This is a genomic window from Roseibium hamelinense (assembly GCF_007830545.1).
Lineage (GTDB): Bacteria > Pseudomonadota > Alphaproteobacteria > Rhizobiales > Stappiaceae > Roseibium > Roseibium hamelinense.
In genome coordinates, this window is sequence record NZ_VLLF01000004.1 from 285,765 (window position 1) to 309,821 (window position 24,057).

The window sequence follows — 24,057 nt, forward strand, 5'->3', positions numbered from 1 at the left end:
GGGCGTTTTACCTTTTCTACGCCAAACATTTGGTGAGAGACATGACTGGAAAAGCGGACTTCCCAAAAGCAAACCCTGTCAAAGCGGGTTTGTCAGGTGCCTGTCCGTCATGCGGACAAGGCAAGTTGTTTAACGGATTTTTATCCCTAAAACCCGCCTGCGCCGTTTGCGGTCAGCGATTCGATTTTGCTGATAGCGGCGACGGACCCGCAGTATTCGTTATCATGATTGTTGGGTTTATCGTTGTCGGTCTGGTGTTGGCAGTGGAATTGACCTACCAGCCTCCCATATGGGTGCACATGGTTCTGTGGTTGCCATTGACTGTTGTGCTTGCTGCTGGCGCTTTGCGGCCTCTGAAGGGGCTGATGATCGCGTTGCAATTTCAAAACAATGCCAAGGAGGGTGAACTTGACGATTGATGCGGGCATGTCAGGAGACGACCGGAGAAAACCATTGCTGAGGCTCGCCTGGGCGGCTATGGCGGCAGCGGCAGCCTTGGTTGTTTTGCTCAATCTCGGTTTTTGGCAATTGGACCGCTTAGCCTGGAAAGAGGCGTTGATCGAAAAGGTGCGTGAGGACGTAACAAAACCGCCAGTGCCACTGCCGGATCATTCTCAGTGGACCAGCGCAGCGCCCGAACAGTGGGACTATACGCATGTTCGCGTTACCGGCCGCTTTTTGCCCGGCGCCGCATTCTACTACACGGCATTGAATGACGCGACGGGGCACTACGACGGTCCGGGCTATCTGGTCTACGCCCCTTTTGAAACGCTGAACGGTATGGTTGTCCTGGTGAACCGTGGGTTCATCCCGCAAGGCCTTGCGGACGGCGTTGCAGCCGATGCGACTGTGCCGCCGGATGGGCAACGCGCGCTGACTGGTCTACTTCGGGTTTCCGAGCAGCCGAATTGGACAACACCTTCTGCCAGCACTGAAACAATGATCTGGTTTGCCCGCGATACCAATGCGATGGGGAACGCTTTGGGTATTGAAGCAGACAAACTCGCGCCGTACAGCGTCGACCTGGATCAGGTCCATACCCCAAATACCGGCCTACCGCAGGCTGGAGAAACAATTGTCCGTTTCAAAAATGATCATCTGGGGTACGCGCTGACCTGGTTTGGTCTTGCTGCAACGCTGGTCGGCGTGTTTTTGGCCTATGCGGCGTCAGTCGTTTGGCCTAGGCCCGAGAGCAATCCGGGCAAATAAAAACGAGAGCCAATTCGGCTCTCGTTCTGCAAGATAGACTGTCGGGGGTGTTATCAATTCAAGGCTTCAAGAATTGCCGCTGCACCTGTCGCGTTTGCTTCACCCGGATTCTCTTCAATGCTGATGTAGGTGACTTTGCCGTCTTTGGCGATCAGCGCAAACCGCTGGGACCGGGTATGGCCGAAAATCGGTGCGTCAAGCGCGAGATCAGCAGCCTTGGCAAATTCGGCCGTAGTGTCCGCAAGGAAAGTGATACTGTTTGAGCCGTTGGATGCCTTGGCCCAAGCGTCCATCACAAAGACGTCATTGACTGACAGCACGGCGATCTCATCAACACCCTTGGATTTGATCGTGTCTGCATGTTCGATAAAGCCGGGCAAATGGTTCATGTGGCAGGTAGGGGTAAAGGCTCCTGGAACGCCAAATAGGACAACTGTCTTTCCGCCAAACAGGTCCTTGGTCGACACTTCAGTCGGGCCATCGCCGGACATCGTCTTGAGGGTCGCCTCTGGGATCTGATCACCAACTTTGAGTGCCATAACAAAATCTCCGAAAACAATAAGTGAGCGCTCCCTCGAGATAGGGCCAGATCAGCGAAGAGGGAAGCTCTAATTTGATTTTAGTTGGAGGAGGTTTCGGGAAGAATATGGCGCACCGCCAAGCCGCTTCCGTTTTTTACCCAAAGGAGATCAAGGTATGCCACCCCCGATTCCGAGGGTTTTAACCCCGTAAGATCGAGGTCCCACGAAACCCTATCGGCGCTTTGCGCGCGCAGAAGGGGAAGGCCGATGTAAGAGCCACTTGGACCGGCCGCAAAAAGATCCGGGGTTTCCCCGTCTTTGGGTGCCGAAGTCTGTATGTGCGCAACAGGGGCGCCGTCGAGATTCACAATGTCAATTGCCGTGATCGGGCTTTCACTCATGGCAACACTCTTCGGTACCCGCTTCAAGTCGCGTTCAATCAGGCGGGCGCCCAGGCGATCTTCTTTCATTCCCGGCTCAAGCTGCAAGCTGAACTCGGCATCTCCAGGGACACAAATGTCCTTGCAAACCCCGAAAAACATCGAAAGATCCAGTTGGATCGGCTGGCCGGCATCTGCCGGTACTGCAAAAAGTGGCAGTATGATCCCGTCGTGGTAGACGACAGATGTCGAGAAGCCGTCATTATAGATATCAGGCACTGGAAACCTAATATCTAGGCTTTGGAGATTTGATGAGCCACTCCCGTCGATCTGGGGCGGTATGCCCGCTTCTCCGGGGTTGCGCCAATAGGTGTGCCAGCCCGGTTCAAGAAGAAATTCGATCCCGCCGCGATAGGCCGTGCCTTCACGAGTCCCGTCGAAGATCAGCCGGACAGCTCCGCCATGAACTTCAATCCAGTCGGTGGAAACGGCGACTGCGGGCGTGCTCACGACAGTCACGATTGCAATCAGAATGTATCGAAAAAGACTTGCCATTCGTTACTATTAGCCGAGCCGCGGCGATCCGTCATCTGATGGCTCAAGCCTCGCGCGTCATATCTGCGTTACGAGAATGTGAGTGGCGATTTTTAGGCGGTGCGTCCTTCAGACCATTAACAACTTGTGCGCCAGCCTGTAGGCTGGAATCTGAGCCTTGGTAACACGGAGCGTTCATATGGCAGATTTACCGGCGGCGGATTCTCTCGAAGGACAGTTTCTGATTGCCATGCCGAACATGGCGGATGGCCGGTTCGAGAATTCTGTCATTTATGTCTGCTCGCACTCTGATCAGGGGGCCATGGGGCTGGTTCTCAATCAGGTCGCAAAGCATCTTTCGCTCGAGGACTTGCTTTTACAGCTGGACATTCTCAACGATGAGACTGCGATTTTGCTGCCTGACGAAATCAAGCAAATGAACGTCTTTAAGGGTGGGCCGGTCGAAGTAGAGCGCGGCTTCGTCTTGCATTCCGACGATTATGTGATCGAACGGTCCACGCTTGAGATATCCCATGGCGTCTGCCTCACCGCGACCCTAGAAATCTTGAAAGCCATTGCCGATGGACGCGGGCCGGAAAACGCCATTCTTGCGCTTGGATATTCTGGGTGGGCTCCCGGGCAGCTTGAGCGCGAGATCCAAGCCAATGGCTGGCTGACCTGTGAAGCTGACAAGGCGATCATTTTTGATCCCGAATTCGATACCAAGTGGCAGAAGGCATTGAGCTCCATAGGCGTCGACCCGGCGATGCTATATGGCGAAGCCGGCCATGCCTGATGCCCTCGCACACCGCTTTTTTGCGCTGGTGCAACGGGAATGAGCAATCGCAGTGTCCAAGGCGATAAACTTCGCTGGCAATACTCATGCACTGGTTTAAATTCCGTGCGGTTTGCACTAGTGTGACAAAACTTTGGAGGTGGGCACCTCCATAAAAGCAACAATTTTGGAGGCGAGTCCGCGGTGAAATACTTTAGTACGCGCGGCGAGGCACCTGTTCTCGATTTTTCTGATGTACTCTTGCAAGGGCTGGCTCGGGACGGTGGGCTTTATCTCCCGGCCGAATGGCCGCGATTCAGCGCGGAGAAAATCGCGTCATTTGCGGGCAAACCTTACCGAGACGTTGCTTATGAAGTGATCAAGCCGTTTGTAGGCGGGTGCATCAAGGACGACGTTTTGCGTTCCATGATCGCGAAAGCCTATGCGGGCTTCCGCCATCCGGCGGTCACACCTTTGGTTCAGACCGGTGAAAATGAGTTTGTCCTGGAACTATTCCACGGGCCAACGCTGGCGTTCAAAGACGTAGCAATGCAGCTTCTTGGGCTGTTGATGGATCATGTTCTGGAAGAGCGCGGTCTGCGTGCGACCATCGTGGGAGCAACGTCAGGCGACACCGGCGGGGCTGCGATTGACGCGTTCAAAGGCCGTGCACGCACAGATATCTTCATTCTGTTTCCGGACGGGCGTGTCTCCAATGTGCAGCGCCGTCAGATGACGACTCAAAAGGAAGGCAACGTTCATGCGCTTGCGCTGACCGGCAACTTCGATGATTGCCAGACCATCGTAAAAGGCATGTTCAACAATTTTGGTTTTCGCGACCGCGTTGCACTGTCGGGCGTAAACTCAATCAACTGGGCGCGGATCCTAGCTCAGATTGTGTACTATTTTGTCTCAGGCGTCGCGCTTGGCGCGCCGCACCGTCCAGTGTCGTTTACGGTGCCGACCGGAAATTTCGGCGACATATTCGCCGGTTACGCCGCCATGAAAATGGGCCTGCCGGTAGACACGCTTGTGGTTGCGACCAATGTCAACGATATCCTCGCCCGTACTCTTGAGACCGGCCGCTATGAGATGCGCGGTGTTTCCGCAACGACCGCCCCTTCCATGGATATTCAGATTTCATCGAATTTCGAGCGTCTGCTTGCCGAGGTCTACGGTCATGACGGACATACCGTGCGCAGATTGATGAACCAACTTGGTCAGTCCGGCAGTTTTGAAATCGAGGCCGGGCCACTGGCGGCGATCCGGGAAAAGTTTGCTGCTGGGCGCTGCGACGACAAGCAGACAGCAGCCGTAATCGCGAATACACTGGAGGAAGCCGGCTACTTACTGGATCCCCATACGGCTATAGGGGTGCATGTGGCCCGAGAGAACGCATCATTGAATTCTCCCATGATTGTGCTTGGCACTGCCCATCCAGCCAAGTTTCCGGATGCTGTGGAGGCGGCATGTGGCGTACGGCCAGAGCTTCCGGACGAGCTGAAGCCCATGATGGAGGCGGAAGAGCAGCAGGAAATACTTCCTGCAGAGCAATCCGCTGTTGAGCGTTTCATTGAAACCCATGCCCGCGCCGTAAAGAGCGGGGTTTGATCGTATGGAAGTGAAATCGACCCGGCTGTCCAATGGCATGACCGTCGTTACCGACCGGATGCCGCATCTCAAAACTGCTGCGCTTGGTATATGGGTTCGTACCGGATCTCGATCTGAAAAGCCGGATCAAAACGGGATTACCCATCTGCTCGAGCACATGGCGTTTAAGGGCACAGCGACACGCTCGGCGCGTGACATCGCTGAGGAAATCGAGGCCGTCGGCGGTGAGCTGAATGCTTCGACAAGCATTGAACACACCAATTACTATGCCCGTGTTCTGGCTGAAAACGTGCCACTGGCTGTCGAAATGCTGGCCGATATCCTGCAGAATTCCAGCTTTGATGCTCTGGAACTCAAACGCGAGCAGCATGTGATCCTTCAGGAGATTGGCGCTGCGCACGATAGCCCGGAGGACCAAGCTTTCGACTTGTTCCAGGAGACTGCTTGGCCGGACCAGGCCATAGGGCGCCCGATTCTCGGGACGCCGGAAACAGTCAAAGGGTTTACCTCACCGGCGCTTCACACATATCTTGCCGACCGCTATCGGGGGCCGGATCTTGTATTGTCGGCAGCCGGGCTGGTTGATCATGAAGCCCTTGTGCAATTGGCCGAAGAAAAATTCAAAAAAATCCAGCCGGAACCGGCTGTTCCAGATGATACCGCCCGCTATGTCGGTGGCGAACGGCGCATTGTAAAGGATCTCATGGAGGCGCAGGTTCTTCTCGGATTTGAGGGGCGCCCCTATCGCTCAAAAGACTACTATGCAATCCAGATCCTGGCTTCGGTGCTTGGAGGGGGGATGTCCTCGCGCCTGTTTCAGGAAATTCGTGAAAACCGCGGCCTATGTTATGCAATCTACAGTTTTCACTGGGCTTTTTCCGATACAGGGCTTTTTGGACTTCATGCTGCAACCAGCGAGGAAGATCTCGGTCAATTGATGCCTGTGATCTTGGACGAACTTGCCAACGCCGGAAATACGATATCGGATGAAGAAGTGGCCAGGTCCCGTGCGCAGATTCGTGCTGGTCTTATGATGGCACTGGAAAGTCCAACGGCCCGGGCTGGCCAGATTGCAAGACAAATCCTTGTTCATGGTCGGGTCCTGACGATGGATGAGGTTTCCCGAAAAATTAATGATGTCACTGTTGCCGATATTCGGCGTGTGGCCCATGAAACCTTCCTGGAATCGACCCCGACCCTCACTGCTGTCGGGCCGGTTCAAAACATCATGCCAGTTGTCGACATCACCGAACGGCTGAATACGCCGCAACTGCGCAGGGCTGCGCTATAGACTTCGGGGAGGCGGAACATGTCGCTGCTGCGCCCTTCGATTACCCAAGACATCGACCAACGGCTAGAGGGTCAGGGCGTTTACCTGCGACATCCCGTTATGGCGGACTACAAAGCCTGGTCTGATTTGCGCTCGCAAAGCCGCGAGTTTTTAAAACCTTGGGAGCCGATCTGGCCCAAAGATGATCTGACTAAAGCCGGATTTAGACGGCGATTGCGGCGTTATGCGCGCGACCGCCGCGACGGCAAGAGCCACTCCTTCTTGCTGTTCAAGTCAGAAACCGACGACTTGCTTGGCGGTTTGACGCTTTCAAATATTCGTCGCGGCGTTTCTCAATCTGTCACTCTCGGATATTGGATGGGCGTTTCCTTCGCCGGGCGTGGGTTCATGTCAAAAGCCGTTGAGTTGATCCAGCCCTTCTGTTTTGAGGCACTTGGTCTTCATCGTATTGAGGCTGCCTGTTTGCCGCACAATGCACCTTCTTTGCGGCTTCTTGAAAAAGCCGGATTCGTCCGCGAAGGCTACGCCCGGAATTACCTGCTGATAAACGGTTATTGGCAGGACCACCTTTTGCTTGCCTGTTTGGCGGAAGATCATGCGGCTGGCAAAAATCCGGCTCCGATGACAATCGGGGGCAATTTGAAAGAATTCTTGTGACACGCCGTTCAACCCGGTAGTGCTTCGGGTTATGTTGAAGTTGAAAATGCATACATTAAAGGGTGTTGGCGCCCAGATCCTGTCGGTCATTTGGCTGTTGATCGCGTTTGCCTGCGCAACGCCCAGTCATGCGGTTGAGCCGATCCCGGTTCCCCTTGATATTGAAGCACTCGATCTCACGAATGCTATTGATCTTTATACAGACGCTGGATCCCGCCTTCAGGTCTCCACAGCGCCAGGTCCGGACGGGATTGTGCGCCGGATCGAAGTCCCCGCCCGAGACGAAGAAAACACCGATTGGGCCGTCTTTGCCCTTGCCAACACAAGCGACGAACAGATTGACCGGCTGCTTGTAGCCCCGTTCTTTCAACTCGTGGGGTCCCAACTGTTCTGGCCGGACCTCGGCGCTTCGCGCATAGAAGCAATAACTCCAAGCCAAGGCATAGCTCCGCAACGGCAAAAAAGCCTCGAGGCCGACGTCTTCCTGATCACGCTGGACCCCGGCGCTGTTGTCACATTCGTTGTCGAGTTGAATACAAGCGAACTTCCTCAACTGCGCCTCTGGGAGCCGGACACTTATAAAGAGACCGTCAACGCCTACACACTCTATCGAGGTATCATTCTCGGGATATCTGGTCTTCTAGCTCTGTTTTTGACAATCTTGTTTGTGGTCAAAGGCACGGTGATGTTTCCTGCAACCGCGGCTCTTGCCTGGGCCGTGCTCGCCTATTTATGCATCGATTTTGGGTTTTGGAGCTTGGTCTTGAACGTTGGCCAAGGCGAGGATCAGCTTTATCGGGCATGTGCAGAGGTGATGCTCGCAGCAAGTCTGATCATTTTTCTCTATGCTTATTTGAATCTGAACCGCTGGAATATCCATTATTCGCACCTGGCCCTCACGACTTTGATCCTACTGCTTGGTCTACTGGGTGTGGCCGTTTGGGATCCGTCTGTTGCGGCCGGGATCGCCCGCCTGTCCCTCGGATTGATTACTGTACTTGGCCTGATCACCATTCTCATACTGGCGGTGCAAGGGTATGACCGCGCGATCATGTTGATCCCGACCTGGTTCCTGCTGATCGCTTGGGTCATTGGAGCAGCCATGACGGTGACCGGATCCCTTTCTAACGACATTGTTCAGCCCGCTCTTGGCGGGGGGCTGGTTCTGATCGTGCTTCTGATCGGTTTCACGGTCATGCAACATGCTTTCGCGGGCGGCGCGATCGCTCAGGGCTTGATCTCGGATGTTGAGCGCCGTGCTTTGGCACTAACCGGTGCAGGAGATATTATCTGGGACTGGGACGTCGACCGAGACAGGATTTACACTGGGCATGAGGTTGAAGACCTTTTAAATCTCAAGCACGGATCTCTCGATGGTCCCGCCCGGGACTGGCTTGATATCCTTCATCCCCAGGACAGAGACCGGTTTCGTGCCACGCTGGACGCAGTCATCGACCAGCGCCGGGGGAAGATCTCACAAACCTTCCGGCTCCGGTCCGAAGATGGGCATTTCCGTTGGTTCTTGTTACGGGCACGTCCGATAATCGGTTCTGATGCGGAGGTTATCCGGTGTGTTGGGACGCTCCTAGATGTAACGGAAGAACGCACCGCTGAAGAGCGCCTTCTGCATGACGCGGTGCATGACAACCTGACAGGGCTGCCAAACCGCGAGCTGTTCATGGACCGGCTCCGCTCTGCACTAGCACAGGCCAAAGCCGATGGCAGCACGAAGCCGACCGTTCTGGTTATCAATCTTGATCGGTTCAAACAGGTCAATGACAGCATTGGCTTGTCGGCTGGTGACAGTATTCTTTTAACCGTTGCGCGACGGCTCAGCCGGCTTATCGGGGTGCAAGATGCGTTGTCTCGAGTAAACGGCGACCAATACGGCCTCGTGCTCTTGTCTGAGCAAGAGCCCGACAAGATCGTATCTCTCGCAGACAGCTTAAGAAAGGCTGTACGCGCACCCATCACCTTTGGAGACCGGGAGATCTTTCTGACCTGTTCGGTCGGTATCGCGCTCTATGAGGGTGAAAAACAGACGGGTGAGGACCTGCTTGCAAATTCGGAGATTGCTCTCAATCACGCAAAGCGGCTTGGCGGTGACAGGCAGGAAGTGTTCCGGCCGATCTTGCGCCCACTTGGCAAGAACATCGTCGATCTTGAGAGCGATCTTCGGGACGCGATTCGGAAGGAAACACTTGGCGTTGTGTTCCAGCCGATCGTCAGGCTTGAAGACCAGTCAATCGCCGGATTTGAAGTCCTGGCCAGATGGACCCATCCCAAGCGGGGTAAGATCACGCCGACCGAGTTCATCCCAATCGCCGAACAATCCGGACTGATCAACGAACTGGGCATGTACATGCTCGACAAGGGGGCGGGCCAGCTCGCCTTCTGGCAGAAGGAATTGCCCTCCGAACAACCGCTTTTTGCGTCGGTGAATTTGTCGTCACGGCAGCTGTTGAAGCACGATCTGATCAACGATGTGAAGGCTATTCTGTCCCGCACATCGTTGGCTCCCGGAACGCTCAAACTGGAGCTTACCGAATCGCTGATCATGTCCAATCCGGAATACTCGGCTAAGGTGCTGGAACGCTTGCGCAATCTCGGGGCCGGCCTGTCACTTGACGACTTTGGAACGGGACACTCCTCGTTATCTTATCTGCAGCGGTTTCCGTTCGACACAATCAAGATCGATCAGTCATTCGTAAAATCCTCCGGTAGCAGTTCCCGTCCGGTTCTGCTTCGCACAATTGTTGCAATGGGCCGGGATCTTGGCATGTCCGTGGTCGCGGAAGGCGCAGAAAACGAGGCGGATGCGCTCGAGCTGTATCAGCTTGGCTGCGAATATGCTCAAGGGTTCTTTTTCGGGGAGCCCACGTCAGCTGATGACGCCAGCAAGTTGCTGCGTAAAATGGCGTCTGAGCGGGAAACTGCGGCCTAGGCCGGCTGTATTATAGTCAGTGTGGTACTATGATTTCGAGGTGCCCGGTTGACGATCTCACCGTGACCGGTGTCACGCCGAATGGATCGCCGTCGATTTGAACGGCGACTGGCCGATCGGATCCAAACACGGCTTCTTGAAACGGCACCAGGCGAACACCGCGCGCCCGGTGGACGCGCCCAAGAAGCAGGGCCAATCCAAATCTCATGGACGACAAGGGGTCATCTTTTTCCAGGACCAGGAGTTGCAGACCCTCACGGGTCACGGAGGCTTCAGGGGCGACCTCGAACGGTCCGCCGTACAGCCTTCCATTCGTTGCAACTGCGAGTTTGCCATGAAGCACGTTTCCGTCCACGGTCAATTGGAGGTTCGAAGTTTGCCGGGAGAGCCCGATTTTTATTGCGGTCAGCACATAGGCGAGCTTCCCCAAACGGCGCTTCAAAGCCAGCGGTATGCCATGAACGACTTCTGCATCGAATCCGGCCGACGCCATGAGCACAAAGGGATGATCATTTGCCAATCCAGCATGCAGCGGCTGTGTCCGGCCCTCTAAAATGGCATCGGCAATCGCCTTTGCTTTTTTGGGAAGTTTGAGTTCCAGCGCGAGCACGTTCGCGGTCCCGGACGGGATGACGGCAATTTTTGGTGGGGCCTTTCGAAATTGCAAACCTGCGAGCGCCTCGTTGATCGACCCGTCACCGCCGGCGATCACCAACACGCCAGCGTCAAAGGACGGGTCCGCGCAGACTTCACCGATTTCACCGGCGTGCCGGGTCAGCCGCAGGCAAACGTCTTTGCCACCGGCCGATAGTCTTTTGCGCACTTCGTCAAGAACACTCGGGCGGTAGCCACCTGAGGTCGGATTGGCCATGATCAGGATCCTGTCATCCTGAACCGTCTGCGGCCCTGCTGCCGTATCGTCTTGCAGTGCGGCGGACTTGAACATGGGCTTCAAGATGACGCCTCCCCATGGCCATGTCCGGACTTGAAAGGCTCCATGCCCTCGCGCGCCAGCGCGTCCGCCCGTTCGTTGTCCGGGTGCCCGGCATGGCCTTTCACCCAATGCCATGTCACGTCGTGCCGGTCCCGTGCTTCATCCAGCGCCTGCCAAAGTTCGGCGTTTTTCACCGGTTTGTTGCTGGCTGTCTTCCAATTCCTGCGCTTCCAGCCGCCCAACCATTCCGTAATACCTGAGCGCACATAGGTGCTGTCCGTGTAAAGATCGATCGCGCAAGGCCGGGTCAGAGCGTTCAAAGCTTTGATTGCGGCCGTCAGTTCCATCCGGTTGTTCGTTGTCACGGGCTCGCCGCCTGACAGCTCCTTTTCATGTTTGCCGAACCGCAGGATAACACCCCATCCTCCTGGCCCCGGGTTTCCTGAACAGGCTCCATCCGTATAGATGACGACACGGTTTTCGGTGCTCATGCTTCAAGGCCGTAAGCTGTTGCTGTCTCCACGCTTTGGTGAAACCGCAGTTTCTTCAGATACTCGACTGGATCTTTCGGCGTTACGAGGGCGCCGTCCGGCACACTGAGCCAATCGTAGAGGCGGGTGAGCAAGAACCGCAGCGCCGATCCCCGCGCCAGTAGTGGAAGGGCATTGTATTCCGCCGGTTCAAGCGCCCGAACAGATGCGTACCCGTTTAACAGGGCCCTTGCCTTGGTAACATTGAAAGACAGGTCGGTTTCAAAACACCAAGCATTGAGGCAGATCGCTATGTCGTAGGCAAAGGCATCGTTGCAGGCGAAGTAAAAGTCGATTAGGCCGGAGAGGCGGTCATTCAGAAAGAATACGTTGTCGGGGAATAGGTCGGCATGAATCACGCCACTTGGCAAATTTTTGGGCCAGTGTTTTTCGATTGTTTCGAGCTCTGCTGTGATAATATCCGAAAGTCCCGGGTAGACTGAATCTGCTTGATCTTTGCATTGAGCAAAAAGCGGCCGCCATCCGCCAACAGATAACGTGTTTGGACGCGAGAGCTCAAAGTCCTGACCTGCCAGATGAAATTGTGCCATGGCCTCGCCCAGTGCGGCGCAATGCGCAGCTGCCGGGCGTTTGACCCACATTCCGTCCAAAAAGCTGATCAAGGCCGCCGGTCGGCCCGCCAGCTCTCCAAGAACACCGCCTGATTTGTTCTCCACCGGGATGGGGCAATTCAGTCCGCGCTCGGCCAAATGTCCCATCAGTCCAAGAAAAAACGGCAAGTCCTCGGGCGCGACACGCTTTTCATAGAGTGTCAGAATGAAGTAGCCGGTTTCCGTATGGACGAGAAAATTGCTGTTCTCCACGCCCTCCGCGATGCCTTTAAAAGAAAGCAACTGGCCAATTGGATAGGTGTCGATGAAAGCACTCAGCTGTTCATCGGTGACCTCGGTATAGACTGCCATTGAGTTATCCGGCCGCCGAGCGTTGCTGGGCGCTTTTGTCGCGCAATTCGCGCGGGAGATTGAAGGCGATGGTCTCTTCTGCCGTCCGCACGCTTTCGACTGTCACATGAAAACGTTCCGCAAACGCGGCGATTATTTCTTCAACGAGCGTTTCCGGTGCAGATGCGCCTGCAGTCAATCCAAGTGTTTTGATCCCGTCGAATTTAGTCCAGTCTATATCACTGGCGCGTTGCACCAGATCCGATACCCGGCACCCTTCGCGCTCTGCAACTTCCCGAAGCCGTTGGGAATTGGAAGAATTCGGCGCCCCGACTACGATCATGGCATCCGCTTCGGGAGCAACGGCCTTTACTGCCTCCTGGCGGTTGGTTGTTGCGTAACAGATGTCTTCCTTATGCGGTGCGACGATGTCTGGGAACCGTTCGCGCAACACATTCACGATGCCTGCAGTATCATCGACCGAGAGAGTTGTCTGCGTGATAAATGCCAGCTGACGCCCGCTCTTCGGCTGGAAGTTAAGAGCGTCCTGTTCAGTCTCGATAAGGGAAACGCTGCCTTCCGGAAGTTGTCCCATTGTGCCGATCACCTCGGGATGTCCCGCATGACCGATCAACAGGATTTCGCGGTCGCGCCGATGATGTATTTCCGCTTCCTTATGGACTTTGGACACCAGCGGACAGGTCGCATCCAAATAGAACATGTTGCGCGATTGGGCATCAGCGGGAACCGATTTGGGAACACCATGTGCCGAAAAAATGACCGGCCGCTCGCGGTCTTCGGGCGGGATTTCATCGAGCTCCTCAACGAACACAGCGCCCTTAGCGCGCAGGCCGTCGACCACAAATTTGTTGTGAACGATTTCGTGGCGCACGTAGACAGGCCGACCATATTTTTCGAGTGCGAGCTCTACAATCTGGATCGCGCGGTCAACACCCGCACAAAACCCGCGTGGTGCACACAAAAGCACAGTGAGTTTAGGCTTTTGCTCTGCCGTGTCGTTCATCTTCATCCCGCTGTTTGTCATAGTACCGCAATAACCGGCACAGACCCCTGTCTGTCAAGGTACAAGTCAGTTCGGTTTCACCCAAGTCTCGCCAATATTAATTGCACCTGCTATGTAGCAGCGCCTCGTGGCGATCGTAATGGATGATAATATGATGTTTGCTTGCATAGCTGCACAGGGTTCCCCCGTTCTCAAAAAGGCAATTGTTGCCGTTGCAGCACTGAGTTGTTTGTCTTTGGCCGCTTGTGGTTCAAGCTCAGAACTTGCAGGTAACGTTATTTCCGGCGGCAAGGGGCCGATTGAAGTCAACCCCGATGCCTTTTCAACTCCAGTCTATTGTCCGCCGATCCAACTGCAGACCAATACCTACCTGATAATGAAATACGAGCGTGGGCGGGACAACGAGCCTGAGGGCCTTCTCTATCAGGCAACGCTTAGCGATTGGGCTCGGTCCTGTACCAAAGACAGCACAGACCAAACCAGGATCAAGCTTGGACTTTCGGGTAGCGTGACACCGGGACCTGCTTGGAAAGGCGGTGAGGTTGTCCTGCCGATCCGGGTCGCGGTCATCACAGGAGCCGGCGACGAAAAACCCTTGATTAGCGAATTGCTGACTGTTCCGGTAACGATCGGTGCCGGCGCTCCGGCGGAAAACTGGACGCTTATTGAAGACAAATTTGTTGTGCCGCGCGACCAGGAGATGAAAGTTGTATTTGGTTTTGATGAAGGCCGGCGGCGCTAACTGATAATTTTTGAGACGATGATGTCGCATATTGACAACTCTGCGGCGCCGGACAACAATCCGCCAACTTTTCGGGTCGCCCCCGGAAAGCCGGCTCCCTTTCGTAGGGGGTTATCGTGAACGCGGGAGAGGCCAGGTGAAATGATCCTGGCGCCGAAGGAGCAACCGCCCCGGAAACTCTCAGGCAAAAGGACCGCGGCACAAACAGCGCTCTGGAAAGCAGTTTTTCCCGTTTGGGAATAGGCTCACCGAAGGAGTAACCGCGCCGGAAGGTTGCGGGAAATCTCTCAGGTACTCGGACAGAGGGGGTGCAGGCGGAGCAATCCGCGACCTGCGCAACCCGAGTTCAAGGAGCCTTCATGGCCAGCCCAGAAGCAGTAGAAGACCTGAAAACAACCCCGCTTTACGACCTCCATGGCGAACTCGGCGCAAAAATGGTGCCGTTCGCTGGCTACTCCATGCCTGTGCAATATAAGCCGGGGATCATGAAGGAGCATTTGCATACCCGCGAAAAAGCAGGTCTGTTTGATGTCTCCCACATGGGTCAGGCTGTTCTTGTCGGCCCCGACCACGAAACCACGGCGAGAGCTCTGGAAGCACTTACGCCATCGAATTTCGTCGAGCTTGGACAAGGTCGCCAACGCTACACCGTTTTGCTCAACGAGGAAGGCGGCATCATTGATGACCTCATGGTCACGCGCCCGGTGTCGTCTGAGGAAGATGGCCGGCTCATGCTGGTCGTCAATGCCGCACGAAAGCATATCGATTATACGCATTTGCGTGCCAAACTGCCCGAGAACATCACACTTCACGTGATTGAGGACAGGGCTCTCATTGCCGTTCAGGGGCCCGAAGCCGTGGCCGCTGTCGCCGCTCATGCTCCGGCCGCGGCTGATCTTGCGTTCATGTCAGCAGCGCCGATGGAGTTCGACGGTATTGCCTGCCACATTGCTCGCGCTGGCTACACCGGCGAGGACGGGGTCGAAATGTCGGTTCCTGGCGGCGCTGCCGAAGCAATTGCCCGTGCGCTTCTTGCCGACGACCGGGTCGAGGCCATCGGCCTTGGGGCCCGAGACAGCCTGCGGCTGGAAGCCGGCCTTTGCCTTTACGGTCATGACATTGATGAGACAACATCGCCGACCGAGGGTGCGATTACCTTTTGCGTGCAAAAGCGCCGCCGAGAGGAAGGTGGTTTTCCGGGCGCGGCCCGCATCCAGGAAGAACTAACAGATGGGCCGGGGCGTTTGCGGGTTGGCCTGCGGCTTGAAGGCAAGGCACCGGCACGTGAAGGTGCCGAAATCTGTCTACCTGGCGGTCAGCCGGTCGGAACCGTGACATCAGGTGGCTTCGCGCCGACCGTCGGTGCGCCCATTGCCATGGGCTATGTGGCGGCATCCCATGCTGATCCCGGCACAAAACTCAGTCTTATGGTTCGCGGACGCGAGCTGCCGGCCGTCGTTGCCGACATGCCCTTCGTCCCGCACCGCTACTATCGCAAACCGAAATCCTGACACCTTCAAAGGCGGACATCATCATGACAACCTACTATTCCAAAGACCACGAGTGGATCGCTGTTGAAGGCGATATTGCTACTGTTGGAATCACCACCTATGCCCAAGAGCAGCTTGGCGATGTGGTCTATGTCGAACTGCCGGACGCCGGCAAAACTGTGTCCCAGGGCGATGAAGCTGCCGTTGTGGAGTCGGTCAAGGCGGCCAGTGAGGTCTATGCGCCGATCGACGGTGAGGTGACAGAAGCGAACACCGTGCTTGCGGACGAGCCGGCTAAAGTTAACGAAGACCCGGAAGGGGCTGCGTGGTTTATCAAAATGAAGGTCGGCAATCCGGACCAGCTGTCCGAGCTCATGGATGAGGCGGCCTACAAGGCCTACGTGGATACCCTATAACCATGGCCAGTCACGTCTACACTGCTGACGTCAGATGGACCCGCGACGGGGATTTTGCGGCCAACGCCTATTCCCGTGGACACACCTGGCGCTTTGATGGCGGTGTGGAGGTGCCGGCGTCCGCCTCACCAACAGTTGTTCCTCTGCCGCATTCTGTCGAGGCGGCGGTCGATCCGGAAGAGGCGTTTGTCGCTGCCATTTCATCCTGCCATATGCTGTGGGTCCTCGATCTCGCCCGTCAGAATGGAATGGTGGTCGAAGCGTACAAAGACAGCGCTTCTGGCGTTATGGCACGGATCGCACCACGCAAGATGGCAATCACCGAAGTGACCTTGAGGCCGAAGATGACGGTCTGCGCGTTGGCAGCACCTGATCTAGCCTTTGTAGAAGATCTGCACAAAATGGCGCACGAACTTTGTTTCATCGCCAATTCTGTCATTAGCGAGATCAAGGTGGAGCCGCAGCCGGTCCGCCTTGTCGCACCTAAACCGGGAGCAGCTTGATGCGCTACCTTCCTTTGAGTGAAACCGACCGCACGGACATGCTGGCGCGAGTTGGCGTCAATTCGATTGACGCGCTTTTCGCGGACATTCCGGATAAGGCCCGATTGAACGACCTCATGGACCTGCCGCGCCGGGCCAGCGAAATGCAGGTCGAACGGCAATTGTCGGCACTAGCCGCCAAGAACACAACGGCCAGCTCTGTCCCGTTTTTTGTGGGCGCCGGAGCCTACAAACACCACGTTCCAGCGACTGTTGGTCATTTGATTCAGCGCTCGGAGTTTCTGACATCCTACACGCCTTACCAACCTGAAATCACGCAAGGCACGCTGCAATATCTGTTTGAGTTCCAGACTCAGGTTGCGCATTTGACCGGTATGGATGTGGCCAATGCGTCCATGTATGACGGCTCGACCGGGACGGGCGAAGCGGTTTTGATGGCGCACCGCATTACCAAACGCAAAAAAGCTGTTTTGTCGGGCGGACTTCATCCCCAATACCGCGACGTTGTGGATGGCTTGTCGCAAATGGCGGATGATGCCGTTTTCAGCCTACCGGCGGATCCGGCGGGCACTGAGGATATCCTCTCTCAAATTGATGATGAAACGTCGTGCGTGGTGGTCCAGTCGCCGTCTTTCTACGGTCAGCTGATTGATCTGAAACCGATTGCAGAAAAAGCTCATGAGAAGGGCGCATTGCTGATCGCCGTGTTCACGGAAGTAGTCTCTCTTGGCCTCATCGAGCCACCTGGAACCCAGGGCGCGGATATTGTTGTCGGTGAGGGTCAGTCGATTGGAAATGGTCTGAACTTTGGCGGGCCATATGTCGGACTTTTTGCCACAAAACAAAAGTACATCCGCCAGATGCCCGGACGGCTGTGTGGCGAAACCGTTGATGCGGAAGGAAAACGCGGGTTCGTGCTGACCCTTTCGACGCGCGAGCAGCACATTCGCCGCGACAAGGCTACGTCAAACATCTGTACCAATTCCGGTCTGTGCTGCCTCGCTTTCACGGTCCATATGGCGCTGCTCGGCCAAAGCGGGCTGACCAAATTGGCGCGGATCAATCACGGCAATGCTGTGAAGTTGAAAAAGGCGCTCGTTGCCGTGCCAGGCGTCGAGGTGCTCAACGACGCCTACTTCAATGAATTTACAATCAGGCTTGCCAAACCGGCGCATGCGATTGTCGAAGCGCTTGCAGAAAAAGGCATCCTCGGCGGTGTTCCCGTTTCGCGACTAGAGCCTGGAAAGCCCGAGCTTGAAAGTCTGCTGGTCGTGGCCTCGACCGAAGTCAACACAGACGAAGACCGCGCGGCCTTTGCGTCCGCGTTGAAGGAGTTGCTGGCATGAGCATGAACACCCAAGGTCGTCCAACTGCGCCGGGCGAAGCAGGCGAGCGTTTCCGCCCGAAAACTTTTACCGGCAATCGCGGGCTCGACATGGAAGAACCGCTGATTTTCGAATTTGGCGGGTTGGAAACATCCGGCGTTGATCTGGACGAGCCGGACGATCTCGAGTTCGAACTTGGCAGTCACAAGCGGACCGCCTCAATCAATCTGCCCGGCCTCGCTGAGCCCGAGGCCATGCGTCACTTCGTGCGTCTTTCGCGCAACAACTATGCAATCGATTCGGGGCTTTATCCGCTCGGTTCCTGCACCATGAAGCATAACCCGCGCCTCAATGAAAAAATGGCGCGGTTGCCGGGCTTCGGCGACATTCATCCGCTTCAGCCTGTCTCCACGGTTCCAGGTGCGCTGGAACTGATCGACGAGTTGGCTCATTGGCTTATGGTGATGACCGGCACTGAAGCGGTTGCCATGAGTCCAAAAGCAGGCGCTCACGGCGAACTGTGTGGGATGATGGCGATCAAGGCGGCGCATACTGCTGCAGGCCGTTCGCCTGAAATTGTTCTTGTTCCCGAAAGTGCCCATGGCACCAATCCGGCAACGGCCGCGCTATTGGGGTACAAGGTTGTTGCCATTGCCGCAAAGGACGACGGCACAGTCGCACTTCAGGCGTTAAAGGAAACCATCGCCAAGCATGACGGCAACATTGCGGGCATTATGCTGACCAATCCCAACACATGCGGATTGTTCGAGCGCGATATCATGGAGATCGCGGATCTGATCCATGCGGCGGGCGGCTACTTCTACTGTGATGGTGCCAACTTCAATGCCATTGTTGGCAAAGCGCGCCCGGGCGATCTTGGGGTTGATGCTATGCACATCAATCTGCACAAGACCTTCTCAACCCCGCATGGCGGTGGCGGACCGGGCTCCGGTCCGGTGGTCTTGTCCGAACGTCTTGCGCCCTTCGCACCGCTGCCATTTATCCGCAAAACAGTGGATGGGCTGGACCTGGTCGAGACCGAAGCGGCTGTTTATGACGGCGAGCGGCCATTTGGCCGGATGACCGCGTTTCACGGTCAGATGGGAATGTATGTGAGGGCACTCGCGTACATGCAGAGCCACGGCTCGGACGGATTGCGGCAGGCCTCGGAAGACGCTGTCCTCAATGCGAACTACGTCCGCGTTGGCCTGCAGGACTTGATGACTTTGCCGTATGGCGAGCGTCCATGTATGCACGAGGTCCTGTTCGACGATAGCTTCCTGAAAAACACCGGTGTCACAACGCTCGATTTCGCCAAAGCGATGATCGATGAAGGTTATCACCCAATGACCATGTACTTCCCGCTGGTGGTGCATGGCGCGATGCTGATCGAGCCGACAGAATCGGAGAGCCGGGCGTCGCTTGATCTATTCATTGCAACCATGCGGGATCTTGTGATGAGCGCGCAGCGTGGCGAGTCCGAACGGTTCTCCGGCGCGCCTTACTTGGCTCCACGGCGTCGACTTGATGAAACCGGTGCAGCCCGCAAGCCTGTCCTGAAATGGACCATGCCGGAACCGGCAGAGGTAACGCCAGTTGCTGCGGAGTAATCAAGCGATCAGGCGCGATAGCGAGATGAACGCCGGGGTTAACCTGGCGTTTTTCCATACGAAACCACTAAGCGGCTTTAGGTTTTGCCACTAACCATGTTTGTTCGGAGCCGCGGAATTCGCATAGGAAAAGAAACTTCTCTGAACTGTCAAACTCAGAGAGTTCGTTGTGTTTGTAAGGATTGCGCCCGCTTTGTTCTACCACCTCGACCTGATGGGTTGGGGTGAGGTAAGACACAAGCCGTTCGGTTATGCCTGGCACCGATTGCTCGTGCAGTTCGATGACGAAGGACGCGTCTTTGAGCGTTGTCTGGGGGACGCCGAGTAGAAATGTCTCATGGCCTTCTATATCCATAATGACCAATGCGTCCGGGTAGGCCTCAAGATCGTCTGTCAGCGATTGAGAATCGGCAGCGCCTTTTAAGACCGCATTTGACCAGTCATTGAGCAACTTCGCACATGTTTCGCGCGGTTTGTCGTTGACCTCATACCCAATGAGAGGCGTGTTCGGCAGGAGCTTCTGCAGGCCGATCAAGTAGAAGCCGTCGGACGTCCCGACATTGATGACACCACTAGGCTTGCGGGCGACGCCGTCCAAGATCGCTGGGTAGATTTCCCTTTCATACTCACCTAGGGCTTTTGCAACATAATCCGCTCCGATATTCGGGTTGTCTTCCAGAACAAACGCGGCGTTTTGAAAAGAGCCGTGCTTCACTCTGTTTCCAATCTTCGAATATAGTTCGCGGTTCAGCGCCGATGCATATTTATAAATGTTTCCGCGGTGAGTTTTTTGTGTCTTCGCATTTTTGATCAAGCTGTACCCAACGGGCTGGAGCACAGCATTGGCAATTGAACGGAACAGACCCATGAGTTGTCCTGACTGGATGAGGTGGCCGGCTGATAACCTGACGGGTTGCCACAATGGCTGCCGCGAATAAAGCCCGACCGTCCGATTCGTAGATGAAAAGACTTCCGCTTGAAATCTCGGGCCCAAAAAATGTCCCTTCATTCCGCCCTGTCTGCGAGCAAATCTCTCAGGACCGGGTGCGGAAAGCTGCGCGGGGTGGTGACGGCATAAAAGCTTTCGATAATTTTAAGATCAAAGGGTGCTGTCTGGAGACGACCCGATGCAATCTCATCGGCCAGCACGACGGAGGGGGCAATTGCAAGTCCAATGTCTTCACGTGCCAGAAGCCGGACCATCGCCATGTCGTCTACTTCGGCCGCGATACGAGGTGTCACGTCGAGGCGGGCAACCAGGCTGTCGAAGCCGGTCCTGATCGAGTTTTCGGTTGGGATAACCAAGGGTTCATTGGCCAAAAGTGCCCGCAGGCTGCCATGGGAGAGCCTTTGAGGTGTGCCGTGAATGGACACCGGTTGATCCGCGATTCGGTGGGCTGTGAACTCTCCGGCAGTACTCCGGTCCGGCGGTTCGGTCGTTAGGACAACATCCAGTGCCAAGGACTTTAGGTCTTCCAAGAGCAGCGATGGGCTGCCGGATTTCAACACGACATCGACATTTTTTGCTGCCAGTACCGGACGCAAGAACTGTAATTGAAAATTTCGCGACAGGTTGGACATCGCCCCTATACGAATGGGCGCCAGTTCGTGGCTGGACCGGTTTAAGGTGGCGAGCATTTTTTCGCCGGTCCTGAAAATTCGGTCTGCGTGATCCAGTACGATGCGACCGACTTCGGTCAAGATCAGTTTCCGGCCCTCCCGCTGGAAGAGCTGGAAGCCAAGGCGCTGTTCCAACTGCTTGATTTGTGTTGAGAGTGCAGATTGCGCGAGGTTGACCCGCTCGGCCGTGCGCGTGAGATTGCCGTCATGAGCGACTTCGCGGAAATAGCGCAAATGATGGTAGTTCAGATTGTCCATCGGACAGCCTCAGATCTCACTAGCGGATATTAGTTCTATAAAATAGAACAAAAAAACATAATAGTTATATTTATCAAAACTAGAGAGCCTGTGCATTTCGGCCTTGCATCTCGGCATTGGGATCGGCTTTCTAGCCTGGCCGGAGGCGATTTATGAGTGCCTTTGCGAGCCGCTGTTCCGAGGCGCCTCTCGATCCTGATTCTGGTCATGGGCACATTGGTCTGCTCCGGGACCTCGCGGCTGAAAAAAGGTTGCTCATGCCATTTTGATTTGCGTTCTGGCAGGCCCGATCTTGCACGGACTGCCAGGCTTCGGGGCTGGCCTGCTTGCGCTGATGGCGGCCACCAGCTCGGACATGTCCGGGCCCTCGAGCATTTTGGCAGCTCTGCCAGGGGCTAACCCGTCTGGCTAAATCGGTGCATCGGCCGGCCTTGGAACGCCGCTCGCGATCCTGAGCGTCCCGATGTTAACCGCGCTCGCTGACAGGCTGATTGGTTTCTAGGAGTACGAAACGCCCGCCCGGATCTTGGTCCGGGCAGGCGTTTTCAGTTTGCGTTCGTGTTGTCATATGACAAGCTTACGCTGCGTCCGTGGGCTTGAGTGACGGAGTGAACATGTTTCGATCATGCATTTTTGGTACCGTGTGTGCGGTCTTTTTGGGAACCCCTCTTATGGCGGCGGACCGTGCTGCCATCGTGTTTGACGGATCCGGCTCCATGTGGGGGCAGATCGACGGGCGCACCAAGATCGAGATCGCCCGCGACGCGATGTCCGAAGTGCTGACCACCCTTCCGGAAGATCTGGAGCTGGGGCTTCTGGCTTATGGGCACCGGGAAAAGGGCAAATGCAGCGATATCGAATTGATCGTTCCGCCCGGTCTCGGCACGGCTGGTGACATCTTGTCTGCCGCAACAAAGATCAATCCGAAGGGCAAGACTCCCTTGTCAGCGGCGGTACGCCAGGCCGCTGATACGCTCAAATTCACCGAAGACAAGGCAACCGTGGTTCTGGTCACAGATGGCATCGAAACCTGTAATGCGGACCCTTGCGCACTGGGCCAGGAGCTTGCCAAACTTGGCGTCAATTTCACCGCGCATGTCATTGGCTTCGGGTTAAGTGAAGAAGAGGGCCGCCAGGTTGCCTGCCTCGCAGAAAACACCGGCGGGCTCTACATTCAGGCAAGCAACGCCTCCGAGCTGAGCAGCGCCTTGACAGCAACAGTTGAACCAATTGCAAACCCGGCGCCCGAAACACCGGCGGAAGATCCAGAACCTCTACCGGAAGCATCGCTTGAAGCGCCTTCCGAAGTTTCGATCGGAGCACAGATTGACATTAGCTGGGAAGGCCCGGGTGAGCGTTATGATCTGATTCAGCTGTTCGACCCGCAAGCGCTTGGCGGAGAAGGAAAACGGCTCAGATCAAAGTCCGTCTTGAGTGGAGATCCGGATGACAATCAGGTGACCATGGCGGTTGTTTCAGAGCCCGGTGATTACGAGCTGCGCTACTACAGCGGGACGGCGCGGGACGTGCTGGCCTCTGTGCCCATAACGGTCACACCCGCCGATGTTGCGCTTTTTGCGCCGGACCAGATCGCGATGGCGCGGCCAGTCACTGTGGAATGGATCGGCCCTGGCGGAAGATATGACAGCGTTCAGCTGATCAAGCCGGGCGGGACCAAGCCGCTCCATGAAAAGCGTCTTCAAAATGACGATTATGAGAACCGCAAGGCAACCCTTCCAACCCCGGCCGAAACGGGCACCTACGAGCTGCGTTACTATGCCGGGGAAGACCGCACTGTGCTGGCAACCAGGCCTCTCGAGATTATCGACGCGCCGATCTCGCTGACTGCGGCAGAAGCTGCCGAAGCCGGGCGCCCGATCACCATCGATTGGACGGGGCCGGGAGCCCGCTATGACTCTGTCCAATTGGTTGATCCAGCGACAAACAAGGTTCTTCATGAAAAGCGACTGCGCAACGACGACTTTGACAACCAGCAGGCAACTGTGCCGGGCCCTGTCGAAGCGGGAACTTACGAACTGCGGTATTACAACGGGGATAACCGGGCTGTCCTTGCCAGCGTCCCGATTGAAGTCATGGCGCTGCAAGTCGGCCTGGAGGCACCATCTGAAATTGGTCAGGGAAAACGGTTGACGGTTGTCTGGGAGGGACCGGGTGCCCGCTATGACAGCGTCCAGATTTACGACCCGGCGGCGCGCGGTGGCGAGGGCAGGGTGATCCATGAAAAACGCCTGCAAAATGATGACTTTGATAACAACAAGGCGTCGCTGGCGACACCGGTTAAACCGGGACCGTATGAACTGCGGTACTACAACGGCGACAATCGCCAGGTTCTGTTCACGCAGCCCTTGATCATCGTGCCAATCAACATCGGGTTCGATGCTCCCGAAAGTGTTGAAACGCAGACGCGGTTTCAAGTCACATGGTCCGGTCCGGGTGCGCGTTATGACAGTGTGCAGCTGTTCGACCCGCAAGCCCGGGGCGGCGAAGGCAAGGTTGTCTTCGAACGGCGGCTTTCCAGCGGGGATCTGGATGCAAAAACCGTGGAGGTCGTTGCGCCGAATGATGCCGGAGCATTTGAGCTGCGCTACTATAATGGCGAGAACCGGGCGGTCCTTCACAGCCAGCCGCTGACGGTGCAATGAGGCGTTCGCGGTTTTCTGCTTGACATCGGCCCAGCGCTCGCGCATCTAACATGGCATGACCAAGGCGCCCGCAATCTTCGTGTATTTTTATTACGTCACCGACATACCGGCGGCTGCG

The 24,057-nt window shown here is 56.0% G+C and carries 22 protein-coding genes and 1 riboswitch; of the genes, 14 read left to right on the forward strand and 8 right to left on the reverse strand.

Translation table 11 applies throughout. The features are described 5' to 3' along the window. The first annotated feature begins 41 nt into the window (after positions 1-41). Entirely contained in the window at positions 42-419 is a 378-nt protein-coding gene (locus tag JM93_RS10615; protein ID WP_145343094.1) for a DUF983 domain-containing protein, read from the forward strand. Then, entirely contained in the window at positions 409-1,209 is an 801-nt protein-coding gene (locus JM93_RS10620) for an SURF1 family protein (RefSeq protein WP_208995086.1), read from the forward strand. Before JM93_RS10615 ends, JM93_RS10620 begins: the two co-directional genes overlap by 11 nt. Before the next feature lie 53 nt (positions 1,210-1,262). Here the strand turns inward: JM93_RS10620 and JM93_RS10625 are convergent, their stop codons facing one another. Both JM93_RS10625 and JM93_RS10630 read right to left on the reverse strand, forming a co-directional pair. Beyond that, a complete protein-coding gene (locus JM93_RS10625; protein ID WP_145343096.1) occupies positions 1,263-1,748 on the reverse strand; it encodes a peroxiredoxin in 486 nt (161 codons plus the stop codon). A gap of 80 nt (positions 1,749-1,828) precedes the next feature. Continuing rightward, positions 1,829-2,665 (reverse strand): protein-disulfide reductase DsbD domain-containing protein, encoded by an 837-nt coding sequence (locus tag JM93_RS10630; RefSeq protein ID WP_145343098.1) that lies wholly within the window; start codon positions 2,663-2,665, stop codon positions 1,829-1,831. Between the two features lie 178 nt (positions 2,666-2,843). On the opposite strand from JM93_RS10630, the gene JM93_RS10635 reads away from it, so the two are divergent. The 5 genes from JM93_RS10635 to JM93_RS10655 all read left to right on the forward strand — a co-directional run bounded on the left by JM93_RS10635 (position 2,844) and on the right by JM93_RS10655 (position 9,922). After that, positions 2,844-3,440: a YqgE/AlgH family protein gene (locus tag JM93_RS10635; protein ID WP_145343100.1), complete on the forward strand. Its 597-nt coding sequence runs from the start codon at positions 2,844-2,846 to the stop codon at positions 3,438-3,440. A gap of 183 nt (positions 3,441-3,623) precedes the next feature. After that, positions 3,624-5,030: a threonine synthase gene (gene thrC / locus JM93_RS10640; protein ID WP_145343102.1), complete on the forward strand. Its 1,407-nt coding sequence runs from the start codon at positions 3,624-3,626 to the stop codon at positions 5,028-5,030. Between the two features lie 4 nt (positions 5,031-5,034). Next, positions 5,035-6,321: a M16 family metallopeptidase gene (locus tag JM93_RS10645; protein WP_145343104.1), complete on the forward strand. Its 1,287-nt coding sequence runs from the start codon at positions 5,035-5,037 to the stop codon at positions 6,319-6,321. Between the two features lie 18 nt (positions 6,322-6,339). Further along, entirely contained in the window at positions 6,340-6,978 is a 639-nt protein-coding gene (locus JM93_RS10650; RefSeq protein ID WP_145343106.1) for a GNAT family N-acetyltransferase, read from the forward strand. A gap of 46 nt (positions 6,979-7,024) precedes the next feature. Next, a complete protein-coding gene (locus JM93_RS10655; RefSeq protein WP_145343108.1) occupies positions 7,025-9,922 on the forward strand; it encodes an EAL domain-containing protein in 2,898 nt (965 codons plus the stop codon). Between the two features lie 16 nt (positions 9,923-9,938). On the opposite strand, the gene JM93_RS10660 is transcribed toward JM93_RS10655, so the two are convergent. Genes JM93_RS10660 through ispH form a run of 4 tightly spaced genes read right to left on the reverse strand, consistent with a single transcriptional unit; the run spans position 9,939 to position 13,312 of the window. Continuing rightward, on the reverse strand, positions 9,939-10,868 hold the full coding sequence (locus tag JM93_RS10660; RefSeq protein ID WP_145343320.1) for a diacylglycerol/lipid kinase family protein: 930 nt from the start codon (positions 10,866-10,868) through the stop codon (positions 9,939-9,941). A gap of 5 nt (positions 10,869-10,873) precedes the next feature. Continuing rightward, positions 10,874-11,347 carry a ribonuclease HI gene (gene rnhA, locus JM93_RS10665; protein ID WP_145343110.1) on the reverse strand — a complete coding sequence of 158 codons (474 nt, stop codon included), beginning with the start codon at positions 11,345-11,347 and terminating at the stop codon, positions 10,874-10,876. Then, positions 11,344-12,309 (reverse strand): homoserine kinase, encoded by a 966-nt coding sequence (locus tag JM93_RS10670; protein WP_145343112.1) that lies wholly within the window; start codon positions 12,307-12,309, stop codon positions 11,344-11,346. Before JM93_RS10670 ends, rnhA begins: the two co-directional genes overlap by 4 nt. A 4-nt stretch (positions 12,310-12,313) precedes the next feature. Then, positions 12,314-13,312 (reverse strand): 4-hydroxy-3-methylbut-2-enyl diphosphate reductase, encoded by a 999-nt coding sequence (ispH, locus tag JM93_RS10675; RefSeq protein WP_145343114.1) that lies wholly within the window; start codon positions 13,310-13,312, stop codon positions 12,314-12,316. A gap of 151 nt (positions 13,313-13,463) precedes the next feature. On the opposite strand from ispH, the gene JM93_RS10680 reads away from it, so the two are divergent. From JM93_RS10680 to gcvPB, 6 genes are all read left to right on the forward strand, one after another. After that, entirely contained in the window at positions 13,464-14,054 is a 591-nt protein-coding gene (locus tag JM93_RS10680; RefSeq protein WP_208995088.1) for a hypothetical protein, read from the forward strand. Positions 14,055-14,167: 113 nt separating this feature from the next. After that, a riboswitch (glycine riboswitch) is annotated at positions 14,168-14,260 on the forward strand. Positions 14,261-14,413: 153 nt separating this feature from the next. Then, positions 14,414-15,565 carry a glycine cleavage system aminomethyltransferase GcvT gene (gcvT, locus tag JM93_RS10685; protein ID WP_145343117.1) on the forward strand — a complete coding sequence of 384 codons (1,152 nt, stop codon included), beginning with the start codon at positions 14,414-14,416 and terminating at the stop codon, positions 15,563-15,565. A gap of 23 nt (positions 15,566-15,588) precedes the next feature. Continuing rightward, positions 15,589-15,960, forward strand: coding sequence for a glycine cleavage system protein GcvH (gene gcvH, locus JM93_RS10690; protein WP_145343119.1), 372 nt, complete (start codon positions 15,589-15,591; stop codon positions 15,958-15,960). 2 nt (positions 15,961-15,962) lie between these two features. After that, positions 15,963-16,463 (forward strand): OsmC family protein, encoded by a 501-nt coding sequence (locus tag JM93_RS10695; RefSeq protein WP_145343121.1) that lies wholly within the window; start codon positions 15,963-15,965, stop codon positions 16,461-16,463. Further along, a complete protein-coding gene (gene gcvPA / locus JM93_RS10700) occupies positions 16,463-17,809 on the forward strand; it encodes an aminomethyl-transferring glycine dehydrogenase subunit GcvPA (protein WP_145343123.1) in 1,347 nt (448 codons plus the stop codon). The genes JM93_RS10695 and gcvPA overlap by 1 nt, the downstream gene beginning before the upstream one ends. Beyond that, on the forward strand, positions 17,806-19,398 hold the full coding sequence (gene gcvPB / locus JM93_RS10705; protein WP_145343125.1) for an aminomethyl-transferring glycine dehydrogenase subunit GcvPB: 1,593 nt from the start codon (positions 17,806-17,808) through the stop codon (positions 19,396-19,398). The genes gcvPA and gcvPB overlap by 4 nt, the downstream gene beginning before the upstream one ends. Positions 19,399-19,465: 67 nt before the next feature. Here the strand turns inward: gcvPB and JM93_RS10710 are convergent, their stop codons facing one another. After that, the gene (locus JM93_RS10710) at positions 19,466-20,113 is read right to left on the reverse strand and encodes a hypothetical protein (RefSeq protein WP_145343127.1); all 648 of its coding nucleotides are present in this window, start codon (positions 20,111-20,113) and stop codon (positions 19,466-19,468) included. A gap of 290 nt (positions 20,114-20,403) precedes the next feature. Further along, positions 20,404-21,276, reverse strand: a complete 873-nt coding sequence (locus JM93_RS10715) for a LysR family transcriptional regulator (protein ID WP_145343129.1) — start codon at positions 21,274-21,276, stop codon at positions 20,404-20,406. 614 nt (positions 21,277-21,890) lie between these two features. On the opposite strand from JM93_RS10715, the gene JM93_RS10720 reads away from it, so the two are divergent. Then, positions 21,891-23,939, forward strand: a complete 2,049-nt coding sequence (locus JM93_RS10720) for a VWA domain-containing protein (protein WP_145343132.1) — start codon at positions 21,891-21,893, stop codon at positions 23,937-23,939. The last annotated feature ends 118 nt before the right edge of the window (positions 23,940-24,057 follow it).